Genomic DNA, 12,960 nt, shown 5'->3' on the forward strand with positions numbered 1-12,960 from the left:
TGCCGATGAAGATATGTTTAATTCTTGAAGGGTCCTATCCGTATGTTCACGGTGGTGTCTCTACTTGGATGCATCAATATATTACAGAAATGAAAGAGCATGAATTTGTTCTCTGGGTTGTGGGGGCAACACATGAGCAAAAGGGAAAGTTTGTTTATGAACTTCCTGAAAATGTCGTAGAAGTACACGAAGTCTTTTTGGACTATGTTGTGCTAGATAAAGAAGAAGACATAGAGCCACATCAGTTTACAGATGAGGAAAAACAAGCGCTTAAAGATATGGTTTTTTGTCAACAACCTGATTGGAAAGTCTTGTTTAAACTTTTACAGGATGGTAAGGTCGTTCCTAACGATCTCTTGAGTAGTGAGGCCTTTTTTCAGGTCTTGAAGGATCTCTGTAGTGAACGATACACGCAACTATCTTTTTCAGATGTTTTTCACACGATTCGTTCAATGCTGTTTCCACTTTTAAATATTTTATCTTGTCCACCTCCTGAAGCAGATGTTTACCACTCAATCTCTACAGGTTATGGTGGTATTCTTGCAACTTTGGGCAGTTTAACCTATGACAAACCTCTGTTCTTAACTGAACACGGGATTTATACGCGTGAACGTGAGGAAGAGTTGCTTCGTGCCAAGTGGGTTTTACCTACAATGCGCCAACAGTGGGTAAGGTTCTTCTATATGTTGTCTGATGCGATTTATCAAAATGCTCAAAAAATTACCAGCCTCTTTACTAAGGCCAAGGAAATTCAGATTGAGATGGGTTGTGATCCAGAGAAATGTCAGGTTATTTCAAACGGGATTGACTACGATGCGTTTTCTCAAATTCCTTTGAAAGAACCGGATGGTTGGATTGATATCGGAGCCGTGGTTCGTTTGGCTCCAATTAAGGACATCAAAACCATGTTGTATTCTTTCTACGAACTAGCTCAGCAAGTACCAAACGTTCGTTTGCATATCATGGGTGGCATAGATGACCAAGAATATGCGGATGAGTGTTTTAGCTTGGCCGATAAGATGGACTTGGGAGATTGTCTCCTATTCACTGGTCGTGTTAATATTCGAGAATATATGAAGAAAATTGATTTTACGCTTTTGACCAGTCTTTCTGAAGGTTTGCCACTTTCTGTTTTGGAATCAATGGCGGCTAGCCGTCCTTGCGTGACGACAGATGTCGGATGTTGTCGAGAATTGCTAGAAGGTCGTGAGGATGACAATCTAGGGATTGCAGGATTTTGTGCGCCACCTACTTGTACAGGGCCTCTTGCAGAAGCTATGAAGAAGATGGCGATTAATGATGCTAGACGTCTTGAAATGGGTGAAATTGCGCGTAAGCGTGTTGAGGCGATATATCAATATCCGCAAATGATCGGTCAGTATCGACGCTTATATGAGGAGGTGGCTGTTTAATGGCCGGTATTGGATTTGAATTACGTAAAATTTACAACGAGGATAACCTTTTTTCAAAACAAAAGGCCTACGCTTATGCTGGAATTGTGTATACCGGTCCTATGCTTTTGGGGATTTTACTTACAGCTGGTGTCGTTGTTCTGACAATGGTAGCGGGAATCAGTGAAAATGAGCGTGATTATATTCTTTCGAACTTAACCTACGCTATCATTTTTTCACTTGTGATTACCAGTCTCTTCTCGTTGGTGGTAACCCGCTTTGTTGCGGACATGCTCTACGAGAAGAAGTTTGAGACTATCATTCCTTCATTTTATGCGTCGAGTGCCTTGATGCTTATGATTGGAACGCCACTGTATGCGCTCTATCTAGCCCTGGCTAGTCGAAGTTTAGCAGAAGTGGCTATGGGAGTTTTGCTCTTTGGTGAGCTTTGTCTCGTTTGGAATGTCATTACCTATTTGACAGCGATTAAATCCTATAAAGAAATTATCAAAGGTTTCTTTTTAGCGATTGGTGTGACGATTATCTCTGGATTACTTAGTATTTTCCTACATCAAAAGTATGGTATATTCCTAAGTGTTTGTTTGGGATATGGTGGAATGATGTTTTGGATGGTTCGTCTGATCCATGACTATTTCCCATCTAATCTTAAAATGTCCTTTGAGTTTTTGAAATGGTTTGATCAATTTTCTGATCTTGCCAAGACTGGACTTTACATGTTGGTGGCCCTCTTTGCTCATATTGTTATTAACTGGTTTGGACCAATTAGTAAGAGTTTTGATGGCTTCTTCCGTACAGCTCCAGTCTACGATGTGCCGGCCATGTTAGCCTACTTAACGACTTTAGTATCAACACTTAATTTCGTTATGTCTGTCGAGGTTTCCTTCTATCCGCATTTCCGACGTTATTTTAAGCTCTACAATGAAGAGGGAAGTCTTTCGGATATTCAGGAAGCTGAAACTCAAATGTTGGATGTCATGAGTAATGAGCTCAAATATGTTTTTTGGAAACAATTGCTAGCGACAATTTTCATCATGTTCTTCGGAAGCGTGGTTTTGACTTACTTACCAATTGGTTTTAACAATCAAATGCATGGTTACTTCTTAACGCTATGTCTAGCTTATGGTCTCTATGCTGTAGGCAATGTGAATATCTTGCTTTTGATGTATTTTGCAGATTATAAGGGTGCCAAGAAGCTTGCCAAACACTTTGCCATTCTGACAGTAGTTTTGAGTTTTGGTTCTCAGTTCTTGGACTCAGCCTTCCTAGGCTATGCCTTCCTGATTTCTTCTTTAGTTCTTTTCATCGAAAGTGGTCAGGAAATCGATAAATACACAAGTGATCTTCAGTATCATTTCTTAGGAAGCCAAACCATGGTATCTAAGAAAGACGTGGGCTATTTTGAAAAATGGACTGAGCGTTTAGAAAACATACAAAAGAGGTGGGGGAAATGAATAGGAAAAAGAGTTTAGCAGCGGTTTTGTTGCTCTGTACGGTATTTGGTTTTACAGCATGTGGAACCAAGGAACAGACAAAAAACGGTGTGACAACTAAAAAAGTAGATAAACAAGCGGCCACTGATATCTCTAATGTACACTTAAGAGACAAGAAGAGCCTCTATGATAAGGATCATACAAAGGTAACGACCATGTACCTGACAGTACGTCGAGGAGATGCTACAGAAAATCAAAATCACTCATGGTCTGAGGTCAATCAATATTCCGTTGAAGATTATCAGAAAATGCATGTTAAACGATATCAAGTAGCAGGGCTCCTTCAAGTTGGTAACGAGGACGGTCCTGTCTCTGGTGAGTTAGGTTATGACCAAGACGTGCCAAATGCCAGTGTTCAGATTCGTGGGGAAAGTTCAAGTAAGAACGCCCAAAAGAACTACAAAATTAAGATTAAAAAGAACAAGGGTGAGTGGAACGGCCAACGTACGATTAACATTAACAAACACCAGACAGAAGCCCTTCGCTTTAGAAATAAGTTGTCCTATGATCTAATGGAAGAAATTCCACAACTCATGGGTGCTAGAACGAGTTTTGTTCACCTCTACGTTAAAGATGAAACCTCTGACAATCCTTCAGGTCAATTTGAAGATTATGGTCTCTACACGCAAGTTGAACAGATTAATAAAAACTATCTAAAAGATCATGGTCTGGATGAAAATGCCAACCTTTATAAACCAAACTTCTTCGAATTCTTCCGCTATGAAGATACGATTGTTAAAGAAGATGATCCTAAATTCGATAAGGATAAATTCGAAAAACTTTTGGAAATCAAAGGTAGCCATGATCACACCAAACTTATTGATTTTCTAACCAAGCTCAACGATCCATCGGTGAAGGTTGAAACCATCATGGACAAGTATGTAGATCCTGAGAATATCCAATATTGGATGGCCTTCCAGATGTTGCTTGGTAATGATGATACACAGAGTCGTAACATGTATCTCTATAGCCCACAAAACTCAACCAAATGGTACATCATTCCTTGGGATAACGATAGTATCTTGATGAAGAATGAACGTCGTTTGGTAAGTAAGGACAGTGACCAAGCCAATAGCTGGGAAGTCGGTGTCAGCAACTATTGGGGGAACCAACTTTTCCAACGTTTGCTCAAATCAAAAGAGTTCCGCAAGGGTCTAGATGAGAAGATGGATGAGTTGCGTAAGACAATTACTGGTGACAAGATTACTTCTATGAGTAATGAATACGCAGCAGTCATTAAACCTTACCTAGCTAAGATGCCTGACCAAATGCATGCTAAGACAACACCTGATAATTACGACAAGATTTTGGCAGATTTGCCAAATGAGTTGGAGAACAACTACAAGATTTACAAAACAAGTCTTGAAAAACCACAACCATTCTTTATCAATAAGCCGGAAGTGGCCAATAACAAATTGAAATTAAGTTGGGGTGCCTCTTACGACTTTAATAACAGCAAGTTGACTTACACTGTAGAGTTAGCTAAGGACTATGAATTTAAAGACAAGGTCTTTGAAAAATCTGGTCTCAAAACTCTCAGTGCTGAAACAGATACCTTGCCTAAGGGACAATATTTTGTACGTGTGACTGCAACGAATGAAGCAGGACAATCACAACGTGCCTTTGACTACTATGTCAATAGTGATAACTCTAAACAATTTGGTATCATGAGCTTCTTTGTCCTTGAAGATGGAAAAATTGGGGTAGATGGTTATGAAGACTAAAGAGAAGCCCTTTCGCCATGAGTTGAAATATGTCATTGGTGAACCAGAAAAGGCTCTGCTGACTGAGCGTTTTAAACCTTTGATTCAATTGGATAAGCATGCGACAAATGGTGGTTATACCATTCGGAGTCTTTATTTTGACGACTATTGGAATAGTGCCTATGCTGAAAAAGATGCAGGTATTCTGGTTCGAAAAAAATATAGGATTCGTATCTATAATTTCGGTACCAATAGTATCAAACTAGAGCGTAAGAAAAAGGTAGATACCTACATTTTGAAAGAGGATGCACCTCTAACCGTTGAAGAAGTTTATAAAATTATTGATGGGGACTATGACTTTCTCTTAAAAAGTCCATATCCTCTCTGTCAGGAATTTTACTATGAATGCGTTAGTAACATGATGCGTCCACGGACCATCGTTGACTATGAGAGAGAGCCGTGGGTCTATGACTTTGGAACAGTTCGCTTAACCTTTGACCAAAATGTTAGAGTAGCGGTTGGAAGTTTTGATATTTTTGATCCAGACTTACCAACAATTCCAGTCATTGATCCAGAAAAAATGGTTTTCGAAGTTAAATACACAGAGTATCTGCCAAAGATTGTCCAGAGTGTCTTGCCAGGGAAAGCAGACATGATGGCTGTCTCTAAGTACGTATTGGCTTATGAAAAATCTCAGTATCTAAATGGTTTTGAATACTGGGAAGATGGGAATATATAAATAGGAAAAGGCTAAGTTTGGAAGAACTTAGTATAAGAAGGGGAGTTTATGAGTGTTCAAGACTTTATAAAAAAATCAATTTTGCAGTCTGATAACTATGCGACACAATCACCGTTACGTATTGTTATCGTCTTGCTACTTGCCTTGTTGATTGGAGCCTTTATCTATAAGGTTTATCAGCATTTCTTTACAGGCGTTATTTATTCACGCAGTTTTGCCATGACCTTGGTCGGTATGACCTTGCTCACGTCAATGGTAACACTGGCAATCAGTTCAAACATCGTTATCTCACTTGGTATGGTCGGTGCCCTCTCTATCGTCCGTTACCGTACCGCAGTTAAGGATCCTATGGACTTGCTCTACCTTTTCTGGGCAATTACCTCAGGGATTACGGTAGGGGCAGGTATGTATGTCCTAGCCGTTGTAACGTCTATCGTTATCCTTTTAATGCTTATTGTCTTTAGCCGCTTGCAAGAGACTGGTAAGGTGTATATCGCTGTGGTTCACTATGATGGTGAGCACACAGGTGACAAAGTTATTCAAGAACTTGGTCGCATCAAACACTTTATCAAGTCTGAAACCATGAGAAAAGACAGTGTTGAGATGGCTATTGAAGTCTTTGTGAAAAATAACGACCTTACCTTCGTTGAAAACATTAAATCTATCGAAGGTGTCAAAGACCTTACGCTGATCCAATACAACGGCGAATACCATGGCTAGTAAACGTGAGAAGAAGAGTTGGAGTAGTCGAAAGAAGAAACTTTGGCTCGTCATCTGTCTAATCATCATTACGAGTGGTCTTTATGCTATTTTTGTGTATTTGAATACCAGAAATACAGGTACCAAGTTTGAATATACGCTTTCAGACAAGAGTTTTGGGAATCCGCTCATGGGTTATGTCCCTTCAGCGGAAGAAAAAACAGTTTCTGAAGATGTTCATCTTGTCTATGTTGATATCACATGGAAAGAATTGGAACCTAAAAAGGGCCATTATAACTGGGAAACGATTGAAGAAAGTAACCAGTTCAAACGATGGAAGAAAGAAGGCAAGCAGGTCGTCTTACGTTTCTTGCTAGATTACCCTGGCAAATCAAGTCATAAGGATATCCCTGACTGGTTGGGAAATGAAATTTCTGACCTTGGGGATGCTTATAACACATCCTACGGTAAAGGATTTTCACCAAATTACCAAAATAAACTGCTTAGAAAATACTATAAAGAAGCTGTTACTGCTATGGGACAGCGTTGGGGCAATGATGATTTTATCGCCTACATCGAACTTGGTGGCTTAGGACACTGGGGTGAGTGGCATGTTCACTCAGATGCTGGTATTCGCCAATTGCCACGCAAAGAAGTTCGTAAGGACTATATTGCACCGTTTCAACCAGCCTTTCCTAAAGCAAAGATTCTTATGAGAAGACCTTTTGATACAGGTTTGGAAGGTGATTTTGGAATCTATAATGATGTCTTTGGAGACAAATCAGCAACCAAAACCTGGTTAAATTGGATTCAAAATGGTGGCTCATACGATCAAACCCAAGAGCAAGCAGCCTTGAAAGCCATGCCTAAGGCTTGGGAAAAGGCTCCTATCGGTGGTGAATTGACAAGTTCACAGTCTATGTCTAGCTTACTAGGTAATAACTTAGATGAGTTAACTGAAGAAGCTAAGGCAGCTCATTTGACCTTCCTGGGTCCAAAGGTTGCCGAAGATATTGGTGACGGGCAAGCTGCTTATAAGGAGCTCTTGAAGAACATGGGCTATCGCCTCTGGGTGTCAGGTTTAACAATCTCCAAAGGAGAGAGCAAGGTTGATATTACCCTAAATTTGGAAAATTCTGGGGTTGCCCCTTTATATGGGGATTGGCCTGTGGTATTATACTTGTGTAATACTAATGGCAAGGTTCTTCAAGCCCAACAACTTGATTGTCGTTTGTCTGAATTGCTTCCAGATCAAACAACTGAACTTAAGGCAAGTTTTGCCTATTCCAAAGATCAGAACTATCAAGTGAAGCTAGGAATTCTATCTCCAATGACACAAGAGCCTTCGGTTCATTTTGCCATGAAAGGTTTTGAAGGAGAAGTTATGCCTAAATTAGCAACGATTCAAAAGGATCAAAAAGGCACTGGCAAGTAAGAAAGGAAAAATAAATGTCTATTTTAATTACAGGAGGAGCTGGCTATATCGGTAGCCACACAACCGTTGAACTCCTTAATGCAGGTTTCGATGTAGTCTTAGTTGACGACTTTTCAAATAGTTCACCAGCAGTACTTGAACGTTTGGAAAAGATTACAGGTAAAAAATTTCCATTTTATCAAGGCTCAATTTTAGATACTGATTTTTTGGATAAGGTTTTCACAAATGAAGATATTGAGTTAGTTATTCACTTTGCGGCCTTCAAGGCAGTGGGTGAATCTGTTCAAAAACCTTTGAAATATTATAAGAACAACATCAGTGGTACCATTACCCTCCTTGAAAAAATGAAGGAATATGATGTTAAAAACATCGTCTTCAGTTCAAGTGCAACAGTTTACGGTACCAATAATCCTTCTCCAATGACCGAAGATATGCCAACGTCAGCGATTAACCCATATGGTTATACTAAGTTGATGATGGAACAAATTCTTACAGACGTAGCTGCTTCAGATCCGTCATGGTCTGTCACAAATCTTCGTTATTTCAATCCTATCGGTGCTCATGAAAGTGGTTTGATTGGGGAATTGCCAAACGGTATTCCAAACAACCTGATGCCATATATTACACAAGTAGCTATCGGTAAACTGCCTGAGCTTAACGTCTTTGGGGATGACTATCCAACTCCAGATGGTACAGGTGTGCGTGACTACATTCACGTTCTTGACCTGGCCTCAGGTCACTTGGCTGCTGTCAAATATAATTTGAGTCATAAAGGTGCTGAGATTTTCAACTTGGGTACTGGACATGGTTATAGCGTTTTGGATCTCGTTAAGACTTTCGAAGCTGAAAACAAGGTTGCTATCCCATACCGTATTCAAGGACGTCGTGCTGGCGATATTGCTACTTGCTATGCCTCTCCTGAAAAGGCCAAAGAAGTCCTTGGCTGGGAAGCTAAGAAGACCTTGAAAGAAATGGTTAGAGATTCATGGCGTTGGCAAACGACTAACCCAAACGGTTATGAAGACTAAGTAGCATAACTCAAATTATCAGTTCCTAGGGAGTGTAAGATAAGCACTAGATTATTTTAAACTATGCCTAATCTAGTAGCTTCAAAAATAAAGAGAAGAGGAGTGGGAGCGGTCACTAAATGATTACAGATTTAGAACTGTCTCACCCTCTTTTTATGTTTAAGCTTAGCTTTCTATGGTATAATGAAACTATGACTATTATTAATCAATTCGTCACTTTGGCGAGTCACCTTGTATTTATAGGATTGAGCTACCAAATGCTGATTAGCCTTTTTGATTGGGCGAAGATCATCAAAAATCCGATTGAAAATACTGGTAAATTGAAACTCTTTTTGCTCTTTATCAGTATTGCCTTAGGCTACCTTATCAGCTCCTTTGTTCTGGCGGTTTTAGCTTTTGGACAGAATATGGCTAGCTCGATTTCTTAAATTAGTGTTTTTAAAAGACTTTTGATATAATACAAAAAGATGAAAATGACCCTTGAAAGGAATCCTTATGGATAAAATTATTGTGCAGGGTGGCAACACTCGATTAAGTGGTGAGGTTGTCATTGAAGGTGCTAAAAACGCGGTCCTCCCCTTGTTGGCAGCGACTATCTTGGCCTCGGAAGGTCAAACAACCTTAACTAATGTTCCAATCTTGTCAGATGTTTACACGATGAATAATGTTGTTCGTGGTTTAGATATTGCTGTAGACTTTGACGAGGAAAACAATACCGTTGTCGTTGATGCTAGTGGAGAAATTCTCGATCAAGCACCATACGAGTATGTTAGCAAGATGCGTGCGTCAATCGTAGTTCTTGGACCTATTCTTGCCCGTAATGGTCACGCTAAGGTTTCAATGCCTGGCGGTTGTACGATTGGTAGTCGTCCAATCGACCTCCACCTCAAAGGTTTAGAAGCAATGGGTGCTAAAATTACCCAAGTTGGTGGTGACATTACTGCGACAGCAGAAAACCTTAAAGGTGCAACTATTTATATGGACTTCCCATCTGTTGGTGCCACTCAAAACCTTATGATGGCAGCAACTTTGGCTGATGGTGTTACAACCATTGAAAATGCTGCGCGTGAACCAGAAATTGTAGACTTGGCCCTTCTTCTTAACGAGATGGGAGCAGACGTCAAAGGTGCTGGAACTGAAACACTCGTGATTAAAGGTGTTAAAGCTCTCCATGGTACTAAACATGCAGTTGTTCAGGACCGTATTGAAGCAGGTACCTTTATGGTAGCAGCGGCTATGACTTCTGGAGATGTCCTCATCAAAGATGCTATCTTGGAACATAACCGTCCTTTGATTTCAAAATTATTGGAAATGGGTGTTGATGTTAAGGAAGAAGAAGGCGGCATTCGTGTTAAATCTGATGTTTCTCAATTGAAACCAGTAACCGTTAAAACTCTACCTCACCCAGGTTTCCCAACTGACATGCAAGCTCAATTTACAGCACTTATGGCAGTGGTAAATGGGGAATCAACCATGATTGAAACTGTCTTTGAGAATCGCTTCCAACACTTGGAAGAAATGCGTCGTATGGGACTTCATTCAGAAATCCTTCGTGACACGGCTATGATTCACGGTGGTTTGCCACTTCAAGGTGCTCAGGTTATGTCTACTGACCTTCGAGCTTCGGCAGCACTTATTCTTACAGGAATGGTAGCTGAAGGAACAACGACTGTTGGTAAATTAACACACTTGGATCGTGGTTACTATCAATTCCATGAGAAACTAGCTAAACTAGGAGCAAATATTTCACGTGTAAGTGAGGCTTAGTATGGAAACTGGTAAAGGCTATGTTTTTCGTCAATTATTACTTGTTTTAAGTGTGTGTGTGATTGGCCTTGCTTTTCTAGCTATCGGTTTGATGATAGGCTATGCTGTTTTAGGAGAGGGCAAGGATCCGATAAGCATCTTAAAACCAGAAACTTGGCAGGCAATTGTTGCTAAATTTACAGGAAAATAAAAGGGAGTGGGAAGTAATCCCGCTCCTTTAGTCATGACATTCATATAAAAGAAAGAGAACAATGGCAAAAAGAAAGACATCTTTAACAAATAAACAGAAACGTCAGCTAGTCTCGTTACTGATAGCGGTTTTGATTGCAGTTTTAGGTTACGTTGGAACGAGTAATAAGCTCTCACCTAACAATCCAATCAAGCAGGTAGCTAGTCTAGTCTCGGGAAAATCCAATAACTCCGCCAAATCAAACGGCTCAACAAGTGGGCAGTCTACGCCACAAGAGCAACTCGCAGAGACGGTGATGACTAGTTCTGTCAAGAGTCAACTAGGAAACGCCATAGAATGGAATGGGGCTGGTGCCTATATTGTTAACGGTAATAAAACCAATCTTAATGCTAAGGTATCTAGCAAACCCTATGCTAATAACCAAGTTAAAACGGTTCAAGGACAAACGGTTCCTACAGTTGCGAATGCTTTGTTAAGTAAAGCGACTAGACAGTACAAAAATCGTCAAGAAACAGGGAATGGCTCAACATCTTGGACACCAGCTGGATGGCATCAAGTTCACAATCTTTCAGGAGAGTATAGCCATGCCGTAGACCGAGGCCATTTGTTGGGCTATGCACTTGTAGGTGGTCTCAAAGGATTTGATGCCTCGACTTCAAATCCAGAAAATATTGCCGTTCAAACTGCTTGGGCTAACCAAGCTAATAGCGAAACTTCCACAGGCCAAAACTATTATGAAAGCCTGGTACGAAAAGCTCAGGATAAAAACAAACGTGTCCGTTATCGCGTTACCCTAATTTATGAAGGAGATAACCTGATTCCATCAGGATCACATCTTGAAGCCAAGTCAGCAGATGGCTCGCTTGAGTTCAATGTCTTCGTTCCAAATGTCCAACAGGGAATTACCCTAGATTATTATTCAGGCAAAGTAACGGTGAATTAACGAAACAAACGACTCCGATTGGAGTCGTTTTTAGTATCCAGAAAAACAAAAACCCACCCGTAGGTGAGTTTTTTGTTTTATTCACTAGCTTGCTCCCATTGTTTAGAGAGGTAGCGAGAGTAGCTAGAGATGGCAAAGTTAACCACGAAATAAGCTAAAGCCACAATACCGTATAAGGTAAAGATTTGACTAGGTTCGTAGTAACCACCCATCAAAATCTGACTCTTACCAAACAATTCTTGTAAGGCGATAACAGAGTAAAGGAAAGAAGTATCCTTGATAACTGTTACGAATTGAGAGATGATAGATGGCAACATCTTACGAATAGCTTGTGGGAAGATGATGTAAATAAAGATTTGTTTGTTGTTAAATCCTTGAGACAAGCCGGCTTCCGTTTGGCCATGGTCAATAGAGTTCAGTCCCCCACGAATGATTTCCGCCAAGGCAGCTGAAGTAAAGACCGTGAAAGAGGTAATCCCTGCAGCGGTTGACTTGAGTTGGAAGACCAGGAAGATAATGAAAATCCAAAGCAAGTTAGGAACATTACGGACGAACTCAACGTAGATAGAAGCAATCCAACGCAGAATAGGATTCTTTCCGTTACGCATCACCGCCAGAATAGTTCCGAACAGGGTAGATAGCACGATGATGAAGAAAGACAAGTAAAGAGTCGTCCACATCCCTTGTGCCAAGAATTTAAGGTTAGTAGCTGATAAAACTTCTGACATAGTGGACCTCCTTAGTAAGCTTTCTTATTCTCTTCTTCTTTACGACGTGCCCAAGTAGCTAGAGGGAAACACATGATAAAGTAGAGGAAGGCAGCCCCAGCAAAGGCCGGCACATAGTTAGTGGTATCATAAGCCCAAGCCTTAGCAGTGAACATGATATCTGCCCCAGAGATAATGGCAACTGTAGAAGTATTCTTAATCAAGTTAACCACTTGGTTGGTCAATGGTGGCAAGATAGTACGGACTGCTTGAGGCAAGATGATGATACGCATGGTATCAGCGTAGGTGAATCCTTGAGACAAAGCGGCTTCGGTTTGACCTTTAGGAACTGCCTCGATACCTGTACGAATAATTTCAGAGATATAGGCTCCTGTGTAGACACCCACACAAAGGATAGCTGTCAATGAAATTGGAATCATGACATGACCATCAGTCAAGATTGAAATCCCATAGAAGACAACCACGAATTGCACAAGCAAGGGTGTATTTTGGAAGATTTCGACATAAACACGTGAAATGCCACGAAGGACTTTGTTGTGAGTAGAGCTCATAGCCCCAAAGATAAGCCCAAGAAGAAGGGCAACAATCAAGGCACCAATTGAAATGCCAAGGGTGTAAAAGAAACCTTTGGCAAACTGCCCAAAGTTAGCGAAGAAAGCAGTCCAACGTTCAAGAGCGAAAGGACTAGCCGTTTCAGTTAAAAGATACATAAATTCAGGACTCCTTTCTATTTATCTTCAGCCTTAGCTGGTTTCAAGTGATACTTATCGTAGAGTTTTTGAAGGCTACCATCTTTTTGCCATTTAGCAATCAAATCGTTGGTATA

13 protein-coding genes and 1 pseudogene are annotated in these 12,960 nt (G+C 40.5%); 11 read left to right on the forward strand and 3 right to left on the reverse strand.

Translation table 11 applies throughout. The features are described 5' to 3' along the window. The first annotated feature begins 5 nt into the window (after positions 1–5). From pelF to ADH51_RS04295, 11 genes are all read left to right on the forward strand, one after another. Complete coding sequence (pelF, locus tag ADH51_RS04245) at positions 6–1,412, forward strand: GT4 family glycosyltransferase PelF (RefSeq protein WP_048674651.1); 1,407 nt, start codon at positions 6–8, stop codon at positions 1,410–1,412. Then, positions 1,412–2,863: an exopolysaccharide Pel transporter PelG gene (gene pelG / locus ADH51_RS04250; protein WP_048674653.1), complete on the forward strand. Its 1,452-nt coding sequence runs from the start codon at positions 1,412–1,414 to the stop codon at positions 2,861–2,863. The genes pelF and pelG overlap by 1 nt, the downstream gene beginning before the upstream one ends. Next, entirely contained in the window at positions 2,860–4,626 is a 1,767-nt protein-coding gene (locus ADH51_RS04255; protein ID WP_048674656.1) for a CotH kinase family protein, read from the forward strand. The genes pelG and ADH51_RS04255 overlap by 4 nt, the downstream gene beginning before the upstream one ends. Next, complete coding sequence (locus ADH51_RS04260; RefSeq protein ID WP_022496457.1) at positions 4,616–5,344, forward strand: polyphosphate polymerase domain-containing protein; 729 nt, start codon at positions 4,616–4,618, stop codon at positions 5,342–5,344. The genes ADH51_RS04255 and ADH51_RS04260 overlap by 11 nt, the downstream gene beginning before the upstream one ends. A gap of 48 nt (positions 5,345–5,392) precedes the next feature. After that, a complete protein-coding gene (locus ADH51_RS04265) occupies positions 5,393–6,064 on the forward strand; it encodes a DUF4956 domain-containing protein (protein ID WP_022496458.1) in 672 nt (223 codons plus the stop codon). Then, on the forward strand, positions 6,057–7,478 hold the full coding sequence (locus tag ADH51_RS04270; RefSeq protein ID WP_022496459.1) for a DUF4832 domain-containing protein: 1,422 nt from the start codon (positions 6,057–6,059) through the stop codon (positions 7,476–7,478). Before ADH51_RS04265 ends, ADH51_RS04270 begins: the two co-directional genes overlap by 8 nt. Positions 7,479–7,492: 14 nt before the next feature. Beyond that, on the forward strand, positions 7,493–8,506 hold the full coding sequence (galE, locus tag ADH51_RS04275; protein WP_021144269.1) for a UDP-glucose 4-epimerase GalE: 1,014 nt from the start codon (positions 7,493–7,495) through the stop codon (positions 8,504–8,506). 191 nt (positions 8,507–8,697) lie between these two features. Then, on the forward strand, positions 8,698–8,934 hold the full coding sequence (locus tag ADH51_RS04280; RefSeq protein WP_037603973.1) for a DUF1146 family protein: 237 nt from the start codon (positions 8,698–8,700) through the stop codon (positions 8,932–8,934). Positions 8,935–9,001: 67 nt separating this feature from the next. Next, positions 9,002–10,273 carry a UDP-N-acetylglucosamine 1-carboxyvinyltransferase gene (gene murA / locus ADH51_RS04285; protein ID WP_048674659.1) on the forward strand — a complete coding sequence of 424 codons (1,272 nt, stop codon included), beginning with the start codon at positions 9,002–9,004 and terminating at the stop codon, positions 10,271–10,273. A gap of 1 nt (position 10,274) precedes the next feature. Continuing rightward, positions 10,275–10,463, forward strand: coding sequence for a DNA-directed RNA polymerase subunit beta (locus tag ADH51_RS04290; protein ID WP_003097027.1), 189 nt, complete (start codon positions 10,275–10,277; stop codon positions 10,461–10,463). 61 nt (positions 10,464–10,524) lie between these two features. Beyond that, entirely contained in the window at positions 10,525–11,406 is an 882-nt protein-coding gene (locus ADH51_RS04295) for a DNA/RNA non-specific endonuclease (protein WP_021144264.1), read from the forward strand. A 77-nt stretch (positions 11,407–11,483) separates the two neighbouring features. Here ADH51_RS04295 and ADH51_RS04300 read toward each other — a convergent pair whose 3' ends face one another. The 3 genes and pseudogenes from ADH51_RS04300 to ADH51_RS10000 all read right to left on the reverse strand — a co-directional run. Then, positions 11,484–12,134, reverse strand: a complete 651-nt coding sequence (locus tag ADH51_RS04300; protein WP_002886253.1) for an amino acid ABC transporter permease — start codon at positions 12,132–12,134, stop codon at positions 11,484–11,486. 11 nt (positions 12,135–12,145) lie between these two features. After that, complete coding sequence (locus tag ADH51_RS04305; RefSeq protein WP_048674071.1) at positions 12,146–12,844, reverse strand: amino acid ABC transporter permease; 699 nt, start codon at positions 12,842–12,844, stop codon at positions 12,146–12,148. Positions 12,845–12,861: 17 nt separating this feature from the next. Continuing rightward, a pseudogene (locus ADH51_RS10000) lies at positions 12,862–12,960 on the reverse strand (glutamine ABC transporter substrate-binding protein); the annotation flags it as partial.

It is taken from the genome of Streptococcus sp. 449_SSPC, from assembly GCF_001073005.1.
GTDB lineage: Bacteria > Bacillota > Bacilli > Lactobacillales > Streptococcaceae > Streptococcus > Streptococcus salivarius_F.

What these genes read in the sequence shown, in the direction of transcription:
- ADH51_RS04290 (WP_003097027.1), top strand. Translation starts at nt 10,275, where the DNA reads ATGGAAACTGGTAAAGGCTATGTTTTTCGTCAATTATTACTTGTTTTA.
- ADH51_RS04255 (WP_048674656.1), top strand. Translation starts at nt 2,860, where the DNA reads ATGAATAGGAAAAAGAGTTTAGCAGCGGTTTTGTTGCTCTGTACGGTA.
- ADH51_RS04305 (WP_048674071.1), bottom strand. Translation starts at nt 12,844, where the DNA reads ATGTATCTTTTAACTGAAACGGCTAGTCCTTTCGCTCTTGAACGTTGG.
- ADH51_RS04270 (WP_022496459.1), top strand. Translation starts at nt 6,057, where the DNA reads ATGGCTAGTAAACGTGAGAAGAAGAGTTGGAGTAGTCGAAAGAAGAAA.
- murA (WP_048674659.1), top strand. Translation starts at nt 9,002, where the DNA reads ATGGATAAAATTATTGTGCAGGGTGGCAACACTCGATTAAGTGGTGAG.
- pelF (WP_048674651.1), top strand. Translation starts at nt 6, where the DNA reads ATGAAGATATGTTTAATTCTTGAAGGGTCCTATCCGTATGTTCACGGT.
- ADH51_RS04280 (WP_037603973.1), top strand. Translation starts at nt 8,698, where the DNA reads ATGACTATTATTAATCAATTCGTCACTTTGGCGAGTCACCTTGTATTT.
- ADH51_RS04265 (WP_022496458.1), top strand. Translation starts at nt 5,393, where the DNA reads ATGAGTGTTCAAGACTTTATAAAAAAATCAATTTTGCAGTCTGATAAC.
- ADH51_RS04300 (WP_002886253.1), bottom strand. Translation starts at nt 12,134, where the DNA reads ATGTCAGAAGTTTTATCAGCTACTAACCTTAAATTCTTGGCACAAGGG.
- ADH51_RS04295 (WP_021144264.1), top strand. Translation starts at nt 10,525, where the DNA reads ATGGCAAAAAGAAAGACATCTTTAACAAATAAACAGAAACGTCAGCTA.
- galE (WP_021144269.1), top strand. Translation starts at nt 7,493, where the DNA reads ATGTCTATTTTAATTACAGGAGGAGCTGGCTATATCGGTAGCCACACA.
- ADH51_RS04260 (WP_022496457.1), top strand. Translation starts at nt 4,616, where the DNA reads ATGAAGACTAAAGAGAAGCCCTTTCGCCATGAGTTGAAATATGTCATT.
- pelG (WP_048674653.1), top strand. Translation starts at nt 1,412, where the DNA reads ATGGCCGGTATTGGATTTGAATTACGTAAAATTTACAACGAGGATAAC.